Annotated in this window: 16 protein-coding genes; 3 read left to right on the top strand and 13 right to left on the bottom strand. The window is 70.2% G+C overall.

Annotated features, from left to right (window positions below; translation table 11 throughout):
* The 5 genes from LO55_RS18510 to LO55_RS18490 all read right to left on the bottom strand — a co-directional run bounded on the left by LO55_RS18510 (nucleotide 1) and on the right by LO55_RS18490 (nucleotide 5,979).
* Nucleotides 1–906 carry a PLP-dependent cysteine synthase family protein gene (locus LO55_RS18510; protein WP_229410177.1) on the bottom strand — a complete coding sequence of 302 codons (906 nt, stop codon included), beginning with the start codon at nucleotides 904–906 and terminating at the stop codon, nucleotides 1–3.
* Nucleotides 907–1,142: 236 nt separating this feature from the next.
* Complete coding sequence (gene aqpZ / locus LO55_RS18505; protein WP_071362596.1) at nucleotides 1,143–1,892, bottom strand: aquaporin Z; 750 nt, start codon at nucleotides 1,890–1,892, stop codon at nucleotides 1,143–1,145.
* A 142-nt stretch (nucleotides 1,893–2,034) separates the two neighbouring features.
* Nucleotides 2,035–2,721 (bottom strand): response regulator transcription factor, encoded by a 687-nt coding sequence (locus LO55_RS18500; protein ID WP_071362595.1) that lies wholly within the window; start codon nucleotides 2,719–2,721, stop codon nucleotides 2,035–2,037.
* 282 nt (nucleotides 2,722–3,003) lie between these two features.
* Nucleotides 3,004–3,744, bottom strand: coding sequence for an outer membrane protein (locus LO55_RS18495; protein WP_071362594.1), 741 nt, complete (start codon nucleotides 3,742–3,744; stop codon nucleotides 3,004–3,006).
* A 48-nt stretch (nucleotides 3,745–3,792) separates the two neighbouring features.
* Nucleotides 3,793–5,979 carry a patatin-like phospholipase family protein gene (locus tag LO55_RS18490; protein ID WP_083415423.1) on the bottom strand — a complete coding sequence of 729 codons (2,187 nt, stop codon included), beginning with the start codon at nucleotides 5,977–5,979 and terminating at the stop codon, nucleotides 3,793–3,795.
* 127 nt (nucleotides 5,980–6,106) lie between these two features.
* Between LO55_RS18490 and LO55_RS18485 the strand changes: the two genes are divergently transcribed.
* Nucleotides 6,107–6,814 carry a DUF3313 domain-containing protein gene (locus tag LO55_RS18485; protein ID WP_071362593.1) on the top strand — a complete coding sequence of 236 codons (708 nt, stop codon included), beginning with the start codon at nucleotides 6,107–6,109 and terminating at the stop codon, nucleotides 6,812–6,814.
* Between the two features lie 9 nt (nucleotides 6,815–6,823).
* The gene (locus LO55_RS18480; protein ID WP_071362592.1) at nucleotides 6,824–7,294 is read left to right on the top strand and encodes a glycine zipper family protein; all 471 of its coding nucleotides are present in this window, start codon (nucleotides 6,824–6,826) and stop codon (nucleotides 7,292–7,294) included.
* On the opposite strand, the gene LO55_RS18475 is transcribed toward LO55_RS18480, so the two are convergent.
* The 8 genes from LO55_RS18475 to LO55_RS18440 all read right to left on the bottom strand — a co-directional run bounded on the left by LO55_RS18475 (nucleotide 7,295) and on the right by LO55_RS18440 (nucleotide 15,750).
* On the bottom strand, nucleotides 7,295–8,308 hold the full coding sequence (locus tag LO55_RS18475; RefSeq protein ID WP_083415422.1) for a formylglycine-generating enzyme family protein: 1,014 nt from the start codon (nucleotides 8,306–8,308) through the stop codon (nucleotides 7,295–7,297). It abuts the gene before it with no gap.
* A 12-nt stretch (nucleotides 8,309–8,320) separates the two neighbouring features.
* Nucleotides 8,321–9,883, bottom strand: a complete 1,563-nt coding sequence (locus LO55_RS18470) for an arylsulfatase (protein WP_071362591.1) — start codon at nucleotides 9,881–9,883, stop codon at nucleotides 8,321–8,323.
* Between the two features lie 31 nt (nucleotides 9,884–9,914).
* Nucleotides 9,915–10,385, bottom strand: a complete 471-nt coding sequence (locus LO55_RS18465) for a YidH family protein (protein WP_218145987.1) — start codon at nucleotides 10,383–10,385, stop codon at nucleotides 9,915–9,917.
* 11 nt (nucleotides 10,386–10,396) lie between these two features.
* Nucleotides 10,397–11,407 carry a DUF1254 domain-containing protein gene (locus LO55_RS18460; RefSeq protein WP_071362590.1) on the bottom strand — a complete coding sequence of 337 codons (1,011 nt, stop codon included), beginning with the start codon at nucleotides 11,405–11,407 and terminating at the stop codon, nucleotides 10,397–10,399.
* A 28-nt stretch (nucleotides 11,408–11,435) separates the two neighbouring features.
* Complete coding sequence (locus LO55_RS18455; protein ID WP_143054556.1) at nucleotides 11,436–11,681, bottom strand: hypothetical protein; 246 nt, start codon at nucleotides 11,679–11,681, stop codon at nucleotides 11,436–11,438.
* Nucleotides 11,682–11,814: 133 nt separating this feature from the next.
* Nucleotides 11,815–13,941, bottom strand: a complete 2,127-nt coding sequence (locus LO55_RS18450; RefSeq protein WP_071362588.1) for a hypothetical protein — start codon at nucleotides 13,939–13,941, stop codon at nucleotides 11,815–11,817.
* On the bottom strand, nucleotides 13,938–14,882 hold the full coding sequence (locus LO55_RS18445) for an HAD family hydrolase (RefSeq protein WP_218145986.1): 945 nt from the start codon (nucleotides 14,880–14,882) through the stop codon (nucleotides 13,938–13,940). The genes LO55_RS18450 and LO55_RS18445 overlap by 4 nt, the downstream gene beginning before the upstream one ends.
* Nucleotides 14,883–14,892: 10 nt before the next feature.
* Complete coding sequence (locus tag LO55_RS18440; protein WP_177185546.1) at nucleotides 14,893–15,750, bottom strand: Na+-dependent transporter; 858 nt, start codon at nucleotides 15,748–15,750, stop codon at nucleotides 14,893–14,895.
* Nucleotides 15,751–15,938: 188 nt separating this feature from the next.
* Between LO55_RS18440 and LO55_RS18435 the strand changes: the two genes are divergently transcribed.
* A complete protein-coding gene (locus tag LO55_RS18435) occupies nucleotides 15,939–17,366 on the top strand; it encodes a DUF1254 domain-containing protein (protein WP_143054555.1) in 1,428 nt (475 codons plus the stop codon).
* The last annotated feature ends 1 nt before the right edge of the window (nucleotide 17,367 follow it).

The raw sequence follows: 17,367 nt of genomic DNA, 5'->3' as shown, positions 1-17,367 counted from the left end.
CTAGAAATACTTCGACAGGTAGAACGCGCCGGAGTCCGGAAAGATCGTCACCACACGGGCATTGCCCAGTTGCGGCAGCAGGCGGGCGATCCCCGCCGCCACGCAGGCGCTCGAACCGCCGGCCAGGATGCCCTCTTCGCGCGCCAGCCGGTGGATCCAGGCCAGCGCTTCTTCGTCCGGCACCTGGACCACGTCGTCGACCACCGTCGGATCGAACACGGGCGACGGACAGCCCTTGCCGACGCCCTCGATCGCGCTGGAGAATTCGCCGTTCGCCGGCAGGTCGGTGACCAGCTTCCGGTAGGCCGAATCCAGCGGCTCGACCCCGATCACGCGGATCGACGGATCGCGCTCCTTCAGGTAACGCCCGATGCCCGAGATCGTCCCGCCCGAGCCGACGCCGCACACGAAGACGTCGATCTCGCCCTTCATCTGCGACCACAGCTCGGGGGCGGTGTCGCCGTAGTGCGCCTGGCTGTTCAGGCTCGAGCGATACTGGTCGAGGTGGTGGGCGCCGCCCCGGCGCGCGATGTCCAGGGCCGTCTCCTGGTAGTCCGGGCCGCGTTCGGCGTCGCATACGCGCACCGTGGCGCCATAGGCTTCGATGCGCCGGATCTTTTCACGGCTGGTGGCGACCGGGACGGCGACCTCGCAGTCCAGGCCGAGCACGGCGCTGGCCATCGCCAGGGCCGCGCCGGTGTTGCCGGAAGACGCCTCGACCACCCGCCCGGCCTCCGGCGGCAACTTGCGCAGCATCGCCCGCACCATGCGGTCCTTGATGCTGCCGCCGGGATTCATGAATTCCAGCTTGGCCACCACATTGGCGGTCGCGAACACGCGGCCGAGCCTGACCACCGGGGTGTTGCCGATCGCTTCCATGACAGATGACTTGATCTCGGATTGCACGCCGCTTCCTTTCGAGCCAGACCCGCGATGCCATATCCGCCGGGGCGGATATGCCAGCTGCATGCGAGGCACAACGAACAAGCGCCCGCACAAGGGCGGGCGCTGACGGTGCATCGTCATAACAGGATGCATGACGATTGTAGTGCTTAATCTGCGTCAATGTCAGGAATATTTTCGGCGCTATTTCCCCTAGGCTAAAAAGTGAGAGCGGATGTGAGAGCAGAAGCGAGAGCAAGTCAGGTGCGCGCCCCGAGACCGAGGCCCGGTTCCAGCTGGCCGGTAACCGACGGCTCGACCGGTTCGCGCTGCAGCACCTTGCGGTACAGCACCCCGGCCAGCGCACCGCCGAGCAAGGGGGCCAGCCAGAACAGCCACAGCTGGGCCATCGCCCAGCCGCCGACGAACAGCGCCGGGCCGGTGCTGCGCGCCGGGTTGACCGAGGTGTTCGTCACCGGGATGCTGATCAGGTGCACCAGGGCCAGGGCCAGGCCGATCGCGATGCCGGCGAACCCGACCGGCGCCCGCTGGTGGGTCGCGCCCAGCACCACCAGCACGAACATGAAGCTCATCACCAGTTCGCACACCAAGGCCGCGCCGAGCGAATAGCCGCCCGGCGAGTGCTCGCCATAGCCATTCGCCGCGAAGCCGGCCTGGACGTCGAAGCCCGCCTTGCCGCTCGCGATCACATAGATCAGGGCCGCGGCCAGCACGGCGCCGGCCACCTGCGCCACGACGTAGGGCGCCAGGTGGCGCGCCGGGAAGCGTCCGCCGGCCCACAGGCCCACCGACACGGCGGGATTGAAATGGCCGCCCGAGATCGGGCCGAGCGCATAGGCCGCCGTCAGGACGGTCAGGCCGAAGGCCAGCGAGACCCCGGTCAGGCCGATGCCGACCTCGGGAAAGGTGGCGGCCAGCACGGCGCTGCCGCAGCCGCCCAGCACCAGCCAGAATGTGCCGATGAACTCGGCCAAGAGTTTGTTCAACATGACGCTCCTCCCCCATCGTGCCGGGCGCACGTACGGCGCGCGCCTGCGGATCGCCATCCTGCGCTGGCCGATGGCAAGCGCCTATTGGACCAAAGGGCGATGCGGCGCATGGGGCCGGGGCCGGGGCCGGACGCGGCCGCCCTCAGCCGGCGTCCTTGTCCACGCCGTCGGCAGCGAACACCGCGCCCGCCTCGAGTTCGAGGGTCTCGCGCACCAGCTGGGCCAGCGACGTCGCGCCCATCTTTTCCATGACCCGGGCGCGATGCACCTTGATGGTCTTTTCGGCGATGCCGAGGTCGAACGCGATCTGCTTGTTGAGGCGGCCCGACACCACATGGCGCAGCACCTGCTGCTCGCGCCGGGTCAGGGTGTCGAGGTGGGCGCGGATGCGCTGCAGCTCGAGCCGCACCGCCCGCTCATGGGCGTCGCGCGCCAGCGCATGGCGCACTGCGGCGATGAAGCCATCCGCCTCGAGCGGCTTGATCAGGAAGTCGACGGCGCCGGCCTTCATCGCCCGCACGCCCAGCGCCACATCGCTGGCGCCGCCGCCGGCGACGAACACGATGGCGCGCTCGGCGCCGCCCTGCTGCAGTTCGCCCAGCAGCGCCAGGCCGTCCATTCCGTCCATGCCGTCCATGCCGTTCAGGCCTGGACTGCGCACATCGATCACGGCGCAGCCGGGGGTGGCCGGATCGTGGGCCTGCAGGAAGCCGTCGGTGCGGTCGAAGGCGGCGACGCGCAGGCCCGCGGCCTGCAGCAGGCACGCCATGTCCTTCAGCGCCCCGGCATCGCCATCGACAAGATAGGTCAGGGGTTCGATCGTATGCATAGGCAACTCCCGCTGCGAGAATGGACCGGAAGCCGCCGCCGTAGTGCGTGGCCAGCGCCATCCGCCGTCAACCATCATCCTGCGCATGCAAGCGCGGTGCAGACGATTCTAGATGCCCCTCAACCCGCGCACGGAAGGACACTTGGCATCTTTGATATGTCACAAACATCGAGTGCGCTTAGCCAGCCTCCAGCGAAACCAATTGAGGTTAAAGCGGTCGTATGACTTCGCTGTTGCCGCGCGATCCGGTGTTGATCGCATTTCCATTGTAGAAATCTCGCGTCAGAAGCGGAAGCCGACGCCGACGTACAGGCCCTGCATTGTCGTGTCGACGTCGATGCGCTCGCCGCTGTACCTGGTCTTGAGCTGGCGGTAGCCGAACTTGAGCGAACGGTCCGGGCGCCAGGCATAGCTGGCCCCCACCAGCAACTGCCAGGCATAGTCGCTGCCGTCGAAGGTCCCGGCATCGAGGTGGCCGACCAGGGTCCAGCGCGGGTCCAGCGGATAGTGTCCGCGCACCCCGATAAACGGATCGAGCGCGTCCTTGCTCTGGGCGCGCTCGACGCCGCCCAGCCCGAGCGTCGGCTTCAGGTAATTGAAGCGCAGTCCCGCGATCAGGTCGACCGGCGTGGTGCCCTCGAGGGCACGCCAGGCGCCGCCCAGCGTATACATCTGCTGCACCGCTTCCACATCGACCGTGCCGCGGGCGGTGCCGACGTCGTCCGAGAGCTTGATGTAGATAGCGTCGAACAGGACGCCCCAGCGCCCCTTGCGCGCCTCGAAAGCGCCGGTGACGCCGAAATCGACCTTGTCCACCAAGTCGGAGAAGCTGTGCTTGCTCTCGATCGACAGGTCCCCCACCGTCGTGGCGCCGTCGAGGCCGGCGGCCCACAGATAGGGCGAGAATTCGTAGGCCCAGCCCTCCCCGGCCTGCGCCTGGGCGGCGGCGGGGGTGGCCAATGCCGTCAACAACGCACAGCTTGCCAGCGCCACTGCCGTCTTGCTCGTGGAACGGATGTTCATGCCAGCCTCCGGTTGTCATCAGATAAAGTCGGGAAGGATCGCGGCGCATCAAGGCAAACCAATGAACAGGTACAGCGACGAGCGGCCACCCTGGGCCAGCCCGGCCCCGAAGTACAGCGGGCCCAGGGGCGTCATGCCGCCCAGGTAGAGCGACGCGGCCGCCTGCCAGCCGTCGAGCCGCGTCTCGGTGAAGCGATTGCGCGCACTGCCCGCCTCGAGCGACAGCCCGATGCGCAGGTCGCCGTGCAGGCCCAGCGGCATGCGGCCGATGATCTTCTCGCCGCGCAGGCTGGCAAAGCGCACGTCGTCGGCCAGCACCTGGTTGCGCACATAGCCGGACAGGTTCAGGAAGCCGCCCAGCGCGGCGGCATCGGCCAGCGGCAGCCGCCCGCTGGTCGAACCGGTGTAGTGCAGGCGCCCGTTGATCACGTACGGTCCCCAGACGCGCGCAGCGCGCAGCTCGGTCGCCAGGCGGCTGTAGTTTCCGTGGTCGTGGCGAAACCAGGCGGCACGCGCCGACCAGCCGCGGCTGGGGAAGAAGGCGCTGTCGAGCTGGTCGAGGTCGGCGACAAGCTGCCAGCCGCGCAGGGTCGAGTCGCCGGCCGGCAAGGTCGCCGCCCCGGTTTCGACGGTCGCATCGATCTCGCGCACCGTGCGTTCCAGGCGCAGCTGGCCGACGGTGCCGGCATTGACGCCCAGCCCGAGGCTGGCGCCGCGGCTGCGCAAGCGGTATTCGGCGATGCGGCTGTCGTCCTGGTACACATTGAGGCGGTCGCGCGCCACCGCCAGCGCGGGCTGGACGAAGAAGCGCTGGCGCGCCTCGATCGGTTGGTAGAACTGGGTGAACAAAATGGCGCGCTCGCCGATCTGAACGCCGGTCAGCCATTCCCCGCCGAAGCGGTTGAGCCATTTGCGGTGGTAGGCCGCGCGCAGCGCGAAGTCGTTTTCCTTGTTCGACGCCTGCAGGTCGACGCCGAAGCGCAGGTAATCGGGCCCCCAGCTCTTCTCGGTGGGCGTGACCTGCAGGATGCGCCGCGCGCGGGTGCCCAGCAGCGCATAGTCGACGCTCTCGAAGTCGCCTTCGCCATACACGCGGGCCAGGCCGTCCTCGAGGCGGGCGGTGTCGAGCGGCCGGCCGGGGGCGATATCGAGGTGTTCACGCACCAGGACCGGGTTCACATGGCGCAGCCCGGCGATCTGGACGCCGTCGATCAGCGGCGCCGACGGCGCCGGGCCGCGCAGGCGGGATGCCCACGCCGCGTAGTCGGCGGCCGGCAGCGCCAGGCGCGCCAGCTGGGGCGCCACCGCCTCGGCCGCCGCCTTGCCGCGCGCGGCGCCCTCGCGGAATTTCCCGAAATCCGCCGCCGTGATGCCTTTGAGGTCGGGTTGGATATAGATGTCGCCGGGGCCCAGCTGGGCGCGCGAGGCCTGGGCGTTCTGCTCCGTCAGAATATTAATCATCTGCAAGGACACACTGGCCAGCGACTGCACCTGCTGCGGCTGCAGCAGCGGCGAGCCGACGTCGACCGCGATGATGACGTCGGCCTGGCAGCGCTCGCGCGCCTCGAGGACCGGCAGGTTGTCGACCAGCCCGCCGTCGACCAGGTAGCGTCCCTTGTAGGCCACCGGGGCCAGCACCGCCGGCACGCTCATGCTGGCGCGCATGGCGGCCGCCAGTTCGCCGCTGCGAAACACGACGCGCTCGCCGGTGCCGATGTCGGTGGCCACGATCGACAGCGGCAGCGGCAGGCTCTCGATGGTGCGCTCGCCGCGGTCGGCGCCGACCAGGGTGTTGAAGAACAGCTTGATCTTCTGGCCGCCGACGAGCCCGCGCGCCATGCGCAGGCCATCCGGGGTGATGCCGGCCTCGAGGCCGGGATAATAGCTTTGCGCCAGGCGCCGCTCGCGGTAGTTGGTCTGGCCACGCGCCGTCTCGTCGTCGAACAGGTCGTGCCAGTCGACCTTGCCCATGCGCTCGAGCATCTGCGGCGGCGTGAGCCCGCCGAGCCAGGCGCCCGCGACCAGCGAGCCCATGCTGGTACCGGCAACGCAATGGACCGGCACCCGCAAGGCGTCGAGCACCTCCAGCACGCCGACGTGGGCGGTGCCGCGCGCGCCGCCGCCGCCCAGCACGAGGCCGATGCGCGGCCCCGGCTGCGCCCATGCCACGGGCCAGGCCAAGCCGAAAGAAAGCGCCAGCATGAACGCCAGGCGCAGGCGGGTGCTCGCCGTCATTGTCCTTGAGTCCTTTGTACTGTCGTGGCCGTCGATCAGGTTTGCGGTAGGACCAAAGGACTATAGGCTTGTTCCCGCGATTCGCCCAAGATAACGATGGCCATCAGACTTTTGAGGGATCTTTCAAATGAAAACTTCCATCGGCACAGTGCTCGTGGCCATTGCGCTGGCAGGCTGCCAATCGAGCCAGACCACCGAACCTGGCGAGGTCGGCACGGCCCAGGCCCAGCGCTCGGGCTTCCTGGGCGACTATTCCCAGCTCAAGCCGGCGCCCGACCGTGACGGCGTCGAGCTGTACGTCGACCGCTCGGTCGACTACACGCGCTACACCAAGCTGCTGCTCGATCCGATCCAGGTGCTGGCCGCGCCGGCGCCCGGCCAGCCCCCACCCGCGCCCGATGCGATCGCGCGCATGAGCGCCGATTTCCAGCAGTCGCTGCAGCGGGCGCTGGCGCCCGCCTACCAGGTCGTGACCACCCCTGGCCCCGACGTGCTGCGCGTGCGCATCGCGATCACCAATGTGCAGGCGGTCAAGCCGCCGACCGGCGCCAGCGACTTCATCCCGATCAAGGCGCTGTACAACGCCGGGCGCGCCGTCGCCGGCACCTCGCCGCGCCTGGTCGAAATGACGGCCGAGATGGAGGCCCTGGCGCCGGACGGCCGGCGGGTCATCGCCGCCACCGCCACCCGGCGCGGCGACAAGACCCTGCCGCAGGGCGAACAGATCACCTGGACCGAGCTGCAATCGATCAGCGACTACTGGGCGGGCAGCTTCCGCCGTCGCCTCGACGAGGTGCGTAGCCCGGCGGCGGCCGGGGTCAGCGCCGACGAATAGGAGCGCGCCATGGCTCTCACGCGACATCTTGCCTGGGCGCTGCTGTTGGCCGTCACTGCGACAGTCGCCCAGGCCCAGCGTCCGATCGCCTATCCATCCCAGGGCCAGAGCCAGGCGCGCCAGGATCGCGATGACGGCGAGTGCCACACCTGGGCCAGGAAGCAGACCGGGATCGATCCGGCCGCGGTCGCGTCCCAGCCGCCAGCGCAAGAGACCGGCCCGGCCGTTGGCGGCGGCGAGCGGGTGCGCGGCGCCCTGCGCGGCGCGCTCGGCGGCGCGGCCATCGGCGCGATCGGCGGCGACGCCGGCGAAGGTGCGGCCATCGGCGCCGGGGTCGGCACCATCGCCGGTGGCCACCGCGCGCGCCAGAACCAGGCCGACCGCAATGCGGCCAGCGCCGGCGCCCAGCAGGCCGCGATCGACGAATACCGGCGCGCCTACCATGCCTGCATGCGGGGCCGCGGCTATACGGTCGAGTAACTACGCGCGCAGGATGCAGCGAAAACCCAGGTGACAGGTGGCGGTGTCGAGCGGATGCGGATAGCGCGCCGCCGGCCGGTAGCGCCGGCAATAATTCGGCGCGCACAGGTGCGAGCCGCCCTTGATGGTCTTGCGCGCGATCCTGGGAAGCGCACCGTCCTGGCCAGTTTCATAGCTGCCGTCCCGGGCTCCGCCACGGGGGTTCAGCGGCACGCAGCAGGCCTTGTGCGCCGCTGCCGGATGCCGCGTGCGGTACCAGTCGGCCGTCCATTCCCAGACATTGCCCGCCATCTGGTACAGGCCGTAGCCGTTCGGCGCGAAGGCGCGTACCGGCATCGTGCCGCCGGCAACCGAGGGCGCCAGCCGCTGCCAGGGAAATTCGCCGTGCCAGGTATTGGCCATCGGCGCGCCGTCCGGCATGAAGTCGGCGCCCCACACGTAATCGGCGCCGTCCAGGCCGCCGCGCGCCGCGAATTCCCATTCGGCCTCGGTCGGCAGGTCCAGCCCGGCCCAGCGCGCATAGGCCAGCGCATCCTCGTGCACCACCTGCACCACCGGATGCTCGTCCAGGCCGTCCAGCGTGCTGTCCGGCCCGCGCGGATGTTCCCAGTCGGCGCCGCCCACATAGGCCCACCAGTTGCCGATGTCGCGCAGGTCGACCCTCCCCGGCGGCTTGAAGAACACCATCCCGCCCGGCACCAGCATGCCGGGCAAGGCGCCCGGATACAACGCCGGGTCGGGATCGCGCTCGGCCATCGTCACATAGCCGGTGGCGTCGACGAATCGCGCGAACTCGGCATTGGTGACGGTGGTGGCGGACATCCAGAAGCCGGATATCCGCACCGGGTGCGGCGGCGCCTCCTCGGGATAATGGCGGCCCGACCCCATCTCGAATTGCCCGCCGGGCACCCAGGCCAGGCCCGGCTGCGGCGCCGGGCCTGGCGCCGGGGACGCCGCCAGGTAGGCGGCGCGGCGGTCGACGCCGGCGGCCGCAGGGATTGCTCCTTCCTGCATGGGTGCTCCTCGTCAGTGATAGGCGCCGCTCGCGGCCTCGGTCATCTTCTGCATGGCCTGGTCGATCGTGAAGGTCGCCGCCTTCTGGCGCGGCGGAAAGTCCTTGAAGGTCTCCAGGAATTCGCTCACGATGGCCTGCGCCGACAGCGCCAGGTAGGCGGTGTGGGTGTACCACTCCCAATAATTATTGGAGGTGATGTCGGCCCGCTCGAAGGGATCGGTGCGCAGGTTGTACAGCTTCGGGATGCGCAAGGGGATGAACGGGTCCATCCACACCTGCAGGGTGCCGGGAACGCGCTGCTCCATGAACACCACTTTCCAATTGTCGAAACGCAGCGCCACCAGGTCGCCGTCGTCCGAGAAGTAGATGAACCCCTTGCGCGGCGACTTGTCCTCTTCGCCGGTCAGGTAGGGCAGCAGGTTGTAGCCGTCCAGGTGCACGCAGAAGCGCTTGTCCCCGGCCTGGTGGCCGGCCTTGCATTTGTTGGCGATGTCCGGTTCGCCGGCCATCGCCAGGAAGGTCGGCAGCCAGTCGTGGTGCTGCACGATTTCGTTCGACACCACGCCTGCCGGGATGCGTCCCGGCCAGCGCACCGCCATCGGCACCCGGAACGCGCCTTCCCAGTTGGTGTTCTTTTCGCTGCGAAACGGCGTCATCGCGCCGTCGGGCCAGGTGTTCATGTGCGGCCCGTTGTCGGTACTGTACATGACGAAGGTGTCGTCGGCGATGCCCAGCTTGTCGAGCAGGTCGAGCAGCCGGCCCACGTGGCGGTCGTGGTCGATCATGGTGTCGTGATAAGGCGACTGCCAGCGCCCGGCCTGGCCCACGCTCTCGGGCTTGGGATGGGTGAACAGGTGCATATGGGTGGTATTCACCCAGCAGAAGAACGGCTGGCCTTCGTCGTGCTTGCGCGTGATGAAGTCCTCGGCGGCGTCCACGAACTCGTCGTCGCAGGTCTCCATGCGCTTGACCGTCAGCGGGCCGGTGTCCTCGATGCGCTGCTTGCCCACCTTGCCCCAGCGCGGCTGGATGGTCGTGTCCTCCTCGTCGGTGGCCCAGGCGCGCAGCACGCCGCGCGGGCCGAAGCGCGCACGATACTCGGGAAAGTCTTGTGCCTTGGGATAGTTGGGCGATTCGGGATCTTCCTCGGCGTTCAGGTGATACAGGTTGCCGAAGAATTCGTCGAAGCCGTGGGCCGTGGGCAGGAATTCATTGCGGTCGCCCAGGTGGTTCTTGCCGAACTGGCCAGTCGCATAGCCGAGCGGCTTGAGCAGCTCGGCGATGCTCGGGTCCTCGACGCGCAGGCCGACCGGCGCGCCCGGGATGCCGACCTTCGACAGGCCGGTGCGAAACACGCTCTGGCCGGTGATGAAGGACGAGCGTCCCGCGGTGCAGGATTGTTCGCCGTAGCAGTCGGTGAAACGCATGCCTTCGTTGGCGATGCGGTCGATGTTCGGCGTCCGGTAGCCCATCAGGCCGTCCGAATAGCAACTCAGGTTGGTGATGCCGATATCGTCGCCCCAGATCACCAGGATGTTCGGCCTGGCGCCGGAGGATGTCGATGTCTTTGCCATCGTGCTCTCCCTCGTAGTGGTGAATGAAAAATCAGGCGACCGGTCCGAAGCCGATCACCATGTCCCCGATCGCGAACAGGCCGATCAGCAGCATCGCCAGCGCCACAATCAGCGTCAGCGACACCGGAAAGGCGCTCTGGGCATGGATCAGGCCCTCGGCCGCCATCTCGCGCCGCTCCTTGCGCAGGCCGCGCATGAAGGCCACGTGAAAACCGATGCCGCACACCAGCATCGCGATCCCCAGCAGCACCAGCGACACCCCGAAGCCGCGCGCCACCCCGCCGCCCTCCTCGAGCACCTTGGCCTGGGCCAGCTTGAGAAACAGCTGGAAGATCGTGAAGCCAAAGCTGATCAAGGAAAGCGAAGTGCGGATCACCGACATCAAGGTGCGGTCGGCGCTCATGCGGGTGCGCTGGAACGACATGCCGGTGCGGCGCGCCGACAGCTCGACCGCCGGATCGTCGAAGGGATTGGCGCCGCGCGGCGCGCTGACGGTGTCCATGGCGCACGCTCTCATTCCACCGGCTCGGCCGGCGGGAAGGTCCATTCGCCGGACAGCAGTTCGGCGCGCGGCCGGTACAGGCGCACTGTGTAGTTCCAGCCCGGCATCACCGGCAGGCAGTTGGCGGCCCTGCCATTGCGATGCTCATTCCCATCGCCGCAGCCGCCGAACTGCACCAGCACCGTGCCGTCCTCCTCGCGCTGCGCCGTGTAGCCGTTCACCGTGTAGGCGTCGCGCGCATTCGGCTCGAAGTAGCCGCGCGCGTTGTACACGCTGATCGACCAGAAGCCGTCCACCGGCACCTCGCCCAGGCGCAACGCGTGCACGGTGCGGCCGTCGTTGCGCCGCGGCGTCACGCCGAGGTAGAGCGCGTGCCGTTCGGGATTGCCGCCCCAGCCGACCGCGGTGCCGACCAGGTGGCGCACCGGATCGACCTGCTCGCGGGTGCCGAAGGTGCGGCGCGAATCCGGGAGGCTGGCGCCCAGCAAGGTCAGTGCGTCGCGCACCCGGCCCTGGCTGGCCGCGTCCCAGTCCGGAACCTCGAAGCGTCCCGTGCGTGGCTGTTCGATCGCGATCCGGTCCTGCAGCGCGTGCGCGCGCCCGAAGTCGCCCGGCGTGGTGGGGTCGACCAGGGTGCGCACCGCCGCCATCATGTAGCGCGTGCCGACCCGCTCGCGGGTGAACGTCACGGCGCAGGCGCCATACCAGACGCCGAAGGCGTACTGCTCCTCGTCCAACGCCATCAGCGACATGAAGCGAGCGCCGGCATCGGGCAGGATGACCGTCGCCGGCCCGGCGTCGAGGTCGATCACGGCGGCAGAATACAGGGTGTCGCGGTTGGCCCGCACCACCGTCTGCGCATCGATCGGCATCAGCTCGCGCCGGTGGTCGAACCGGCCGATGCCGCCGGCCAGCTTGATCGTCGACGCAAAATACATATCGCTCTCGGCGCGCGTGAAGTTGTCGATCGTGACCGCCAACGGCTGGGCGCGCGTCAGGTTGGGCGTGACTGGCTTGTTCATGGATGTCTCCGCACTCGCTTGGTCGTGGCTAGCGCCGCCGGAAGCCGCCGCGATGGCCGCCGAAGCTGCGCTGCAGGTTCATCGAGGAGCGTTCGAAGTTCCGGGTGCGCATTTCGCCGAACTGGCGCGCGCCGCGGTCGCCGTCGAGCCGCTGGCGCATCGTCGCGGCGCCCTGGCTTGCCCTGCCCTCGGCGGCGCTCCAGCCCTGGGCGCCGTGCCGCTCCCAGCCGGCGCCGGTATTGCGATACACCTGGCCATCGCGCCCGGCGTACATGTCGTTGCCGACCCGCGCCACCGCGCCCCCCCGGCGCCGCGTGCGCCGGCCACCCGTTCGGCCTGGCCGCTGGCGCGGTCGACCACCACGCCGCTTGCCCCCTGCACCGCCCTGCCGCCGACCGGGTCGGCGATCACGCCGCGCCGGCCGGCGGCGGCGACGCCGCGCGCGGGGTCGGCCGCGACCCCCTTCCGCCGGCGGCCACGGCGCCGCGCGGCCCCTGGGCCACGCCGCGCGCGCCGGCCGCGAACTCGCCGGTATACACATTGCGCACCGCGCTGCGCTGGCCGGCGGTGGCCACGCCGGTGCGCGAGTTGTACGAAGAGCCGACCCGGCTGGCCCAGGCGTTGCCGCTCCAGGCATCGAAACCGCCCGCGGCGCGGCCCACGCTGGCGCGGCTGCCCCACTGCGAATAGATATTCCCCGTATAGCCGGCCCAGCCACGCGCGCCCCAGGCCACGGCCCCGCCGCGCGCGCCATAGGCTGCGCCTCCCCATGCCGGCGCCGCCCACGCGCCCCAGTAGGGATACGGGCCCCAGCCCCAGCCGCAGGACGAGACGGCCGCGCCCCAGGCCCAGCCCAGGCCGAACGCCACCGCCCAGCCGGTCCAGGGCGTATAGGCCACCGACGCGCCATAGCCGTAGGTGACCGGCACGCCATACCAGTAGCTGCCCATCCAGGGCTGGTAGGCATAGCCGGTGCCATAGACCACCACGCCGCTCCCGGGATCGACCAGGGCGCCCTGGTAGGCCGGGGTGTAGCCGACCGTCACGCTGCCGTCGTCGACGCCGTAGATGCGCACCGCCGTCACGAAGTACAGCGGCGACTCGGGCGGGATCGCATAGATCTCGGACGGCACGCTGGTCGCCACCCGGTACGGGCCGGCGGGCGCGCTGGCGGTGAACCAGACGCCGTCCTGCACCGCGTAGTAGCTGGCCGGCCCGGCCTCGATGATGGTGGTGGCGGTATTGACGATGTAGCGCAGCGCGGTGCCGGCGATCGGCCGGAACTGGGGCGGTCCATCGAACACCGGCGTCGGCAAGGTAGTCTGGGCGACCTGCACGGTCGCCGTCTGTGGAATGGCGGCCGCGATCGCCGCCTCCCGCGCCTGGGCGGTGCCGGCCACCGAGGCCTTCACGTTTTCCTTGGCGCTGTCGTCGGGAATCGCCGCGAAATCGGGCGGCAGCGCGGACTGCGCCACGTATTCCCACGGTCCGCCCTCGTCGACCGCGCGGAACCAGCGCCCCGAGGCCAGCACATAGGTGCGGCTGTCAAGGGTCGACTTGAACACGTTGCCGGTGGTGTTGTCGACGTACAGCAGGCGCGTGCCGGCGATCGGCACATAGCGCGGCGCGCCTTCGGTCACCACCAGCTCGGTCGGCGCGGTGGCGAAGACCAGCGCCGGCGCGCCGGCGGCCAGGCGCGGCGCCGGATCGTCCGGCGACGCCTGGCCGCTCAAGGGATCGGCCAGGTGCGCGTCCGCCACCTGGCGCCAGGCCCGTTCGAGGTCGGCGCCGGGCGCCGCCAGCACGCTCCAACGGCCGTCCAGGCTTGGGGCGCTCATCCAGCCGTCGAAGATCTTCAGGTAGTGCACGCCGCGCGCATCGCGCAGCAGCAACGGCCGGGTATTGATCACGCGCTCGAGCGGCAGCCCCGCCAGGCGGCGGTAGACCGGCGCGCCGTCGATGCCCACCAGGATCGCAGGCACGGTGGAAAACACGAAGCGCGGCGGCGTGTTGCGCAGGGCTACCTGCGCGCTCGCGCGGCCGGCGCCGAGCGCCTGCAGGTCCGCCTCCAGGCGGTCGAGTTCGATGGTGCGCGAACGGCCTTCGAGTTCGGCGCGGATCGCCGCCTCCCAGGCGCCCTTCTCGGCGGCGGAGGCGGACGGAAACTCGGACTGCACGATGCGGGCCCGCACCAGGGTCACGCTGCGGGTGCCCTTGTCGACCAGGGTGTCGGCCTCGAGCGTGACGACGCCGTAGCGGGTGCGCGGCGGCTCGCCGGCGCTGGCGCCGACGGCGGCGCGCGCCTGCAGCCGCGCGCCATCCCAGGCGTCGAGCTGGGGCTGGTACATGGTGAGCGTGACGGCGCCGGCGCGCACCTGGCGCGGCCAGCGCGCGGGCTCCTGCGGCGCAGCATCGCCCACGCGCGCCTGCGGGTTGTCCTGCAACGCGGTCGGTCCCTGCGCGGCGCACGACAGGCTGGGCGCCAGCGCCACCAGCAGCGCCAGCGTCGGCCAGGGCCTGGAGCCGGGCTTCATTGCAACGCTCCCGCGGGCGGCGCGAACACGGTGCGCCAGGCGCCGGCCATGCCCGCCACGGTCCAGCCATCGCGCGCCGCGCGCAGCAAGGCTTCTTCGGCGCCGCCGGTGTACGCATATTCGCGCTCGGCGTCGTCGTGGTGGATCAGCAGGCACATCGAGGCGCCAGGGCCGCGCGCGCAGTAATCGAGCATCTGGATGTCGCCGTTGGCGTTGCCGGCGGCGAAGATCGGACGCCGTCCCAGCCGGCTCCAGATGCGCACCGGCTTCATCGGCCCGTCGTCGAACACCTCGACCGCGGCGGTGTGGACGATGTCGCCCACGTCCTCGCGGTACTCGAGCGCGACCGAGCTGCCGACCACGTTCTCGGGCGGGATGCCATACACCTCCTCGGTCACCGTGCGCATGAAGTCGCGCGTGCCGCCGCTGGCGACGCAATTGGTGAAGCCGTGCCCCGCCAGATAGTGCAGCAGCTCCGTCATCGGCGCGTAGGTGCACTCGAGATAGGGCCGGCCCAGCTCGGGATGGCGCCCGCCGCGCAGGAAGTCGCCGGCCGCGCGCGCGAAGTCGTCGGTGCTGAGGCCGACATAGCACTGCAACAGGCCGTCGACCATGGCGTGCAGGGCGGTGTCGTCGCCCCGGTAATGGCGTTCGATGGCGGCGCCCAGCCAGGCATAGTCGCGCGCCAGCACCGCTTTCCACGGCTGGCGCGCGGCCAGCGCGGGGTCGCGCTCGGCCATGCGCGCGAGCTGGCGGAACAGGAATTCGGCCTGGATCGGACCGGGTTTCTCGCACCAAAGCGTGCCGTCGTTGTCGAACACGGCGATCCGGCCGGAAGGCGGCACGTGGGCGCTCGATTCCTCGTCCGTCACGCGCCGCACGAAATCGATGATCCCGTCGCGGGCGGGGCCGTCGGTCCAGGATGGCAGCACGGGCGTCATCGTCTTCTCCTCACTGCGGCACCAGCGCGTGGCGCCGCAGCCAGAGCTGGTAAGGGAGCGCCGCCAGCAGGCCGACGACGACGAACAGCAGGACCGTCGCCCGCACCTGTTCGCCCAGCGAATTGGCGCTGGCGACCAGCATCGCGATGCCGGGATGGCGGGTCGCGCACGACAGCGCCAGCGCGACGCGGTCGTGCGGCTCCGGCCCACCCAGCAGGTGGCCGGCCACCAGGCCCGCCAGCACCACGGCCAGGATCACCAGCACCGTGCCGTCGCCGACCAGGCGCGCCAGCTCGGGCGCCGCGGTCACCAGCACCGGGAGGCAGGCCAGCGCCAGCAAGCCGAAAGCGAACTTGCCGACCAACGGCGCGGCGCGCACGGCCGGGCCGGGCGCCAGCGCGCGCAGGCCCAGGCCGAGCCCCAGCGGCACGAACAGCGACACGAACACCAGCTGCGCCACCGCCAGCGGCGCCACCGCGGCGTGGGCGTCGAACAGCCAGGCCAGGATCGCCACCGCCGCCGGCACCGTCACGATCGACAGCAAGGCGACCGCCACCAGCAGGCCATAGGCGTAGGGCTTGCGCCCGCCGAAGCGGATCTCCTTGGCCAGCACGATCGGCGGCAGGGGCGACACCGCCATCAACACGATCGCGATCTCGACCGACTCCTTCAGCGGCAGCAGCGCCACCAGCAGCGCCGCGACCAGCGGCACCACGACCACCACCGCGAGCAGGGCGCGCAGCAGCAGGCGCGGACGGCGCAATACGTACAGGCCGTCGCCCTTGGCGATGTCCAGGCCGATGCCCAGCGCCAGCAGCAGCAGGCTTGCGTGCAGGGCCAGCGCCACCAGTTCGTGCAGCAAGTCCATATCGTCTCCCATACAGCGCCCGGTCACCGGTGCGCCGACCGTCCATCGATGTTAGCCGCGGCGGCCGCGCAGCGGCATTGGACCATGGTCCCAAGGAATGACCGTGTTGGACGAAAGTCCAATAGCGCCGGCGTGCGCGGTGGCGTTAGGCTGTGCTGCCCGGGCAATCCGCCGCGAAAGGATGAACGATGGATCTGAAGCGCAAGGCAGGCTTGATGGCGTCGGCCTACGATGTTGACGGCGGCTATCCGACGCCACAGACGGTGCGCCAGGCCTATGACGACATGGACATGGCGCGTGCCCTCCAACTGTACCGCGTGTTCTACCCAACGGTGTCGTGCGCCGCCATCGTCGAGAGCAATGCCAGGATCGGGCTCGCGCCGAACCGGGTATTCGGACTGATGGATACCCAGCCCCGCCACGTGGGCTATACGCTCAACTCCGACACGCCCTACGGCGCGATCCCACTCGACCTGCGCGCCGGCCCGCTGGTGCTCGAACTGCCGCCCGGCCCCTTGGTCGGCGCCGTGATCGACATCAATCAGCGCCCGATCGCCGATATCGGCATCCCCGGACCGGACGCCGGCATGGGCGGCCGCCACCTGCTGCTGCCGCCCGGCTACGCTGGCGACATCCCGGACGGCTACCACGTGGCCAGCGCCACCTCGTTCGGCGTGATCGGCGCCGCGCGCGCCCTGCCGGTCGATGGCGACGTCGCCGGCGCCTTCGCGCTGCTGCGCCGGATCCAGGTCCATCCGCTGCGGGCGGACGCGCAATGGCGCACGCCAGAGTGGCTCGACATGACGCCCGCACCGCAGGATTCGACGCCCCATGCCTGGGAAGACACGCTGCGCTTCTGGGAAACGCTGGCCGCCGTGGTGCGCGCCGAGCCGCCGCTCGCCGCCTGGCGCGAACATTATGGCGAGCTGGCCGCCCTCGGCATCACGCGCGGCGCGCCCTTCGCGCCCGACGCGCGCATGCGCGGCATACTGATCGATGCCGCCATGGCCGGCTGCGCCCAGATGCGGGTGCTGTCCTTCGCCGACCGCCGTCCCGACCGCGTGGTCTGGCCCGACCGCCGGTGGGAATGGGCCGCGCTGCGCTTCGAGAACGGTTCCTTCGACACGCCAGACTACACCGACACCCATGCGCGCGACAAATGGTTCTTCCAGGCCATCGCCGCCTCGCCGGCCATGTTCCGCCGCAGCGCCGGCGGCGGCTCGGTGTACTGGCTTGGATTGCGCGATGCGGGCGGCGCCTGGCTGGACGGCGGCCGTCACTACCGCCTGCGGGTGCCGCAGCCGGTGCCCGGCAAGCTGTTCTGGTCGGTGACCGTGTACGACGCGGGCACCCGCAGCCAGGTCGCCACCGCCCAGGGCAAGGCCGCGCTGCGCTCGCTGTTCGAGCTGGCTGGCGCCGCCCGCGACGACGTGGCCGAGCTGCGCTTCGGCCCCGACGCCCCGCCCGGCCACGAGGCGCAGTGGATCCAGACCATTCCCGGCCAGGGCTGGTTCGCCTACTTTCGTATCTACGGACCCGAACCGGCCGCCTTCGACGGCGCCTGGAAGCCGGGCGACTTCGAGCCGCTCCCCACCCTACCGCCACCTGCGAGGTGAT

The sequence above is a fragment of the Massilia timonae genome (assembly GCF_001866515.1).
Lineage (GTDB): Bacteria > Pseudomonadota > Gammaproteobacteria > Burkholderiales > Burkholderiaceae_D > Telluria > Telluria timonae.
This window is presented reverse-complemented; position numbering and strand designations above follow the sequence as displayed.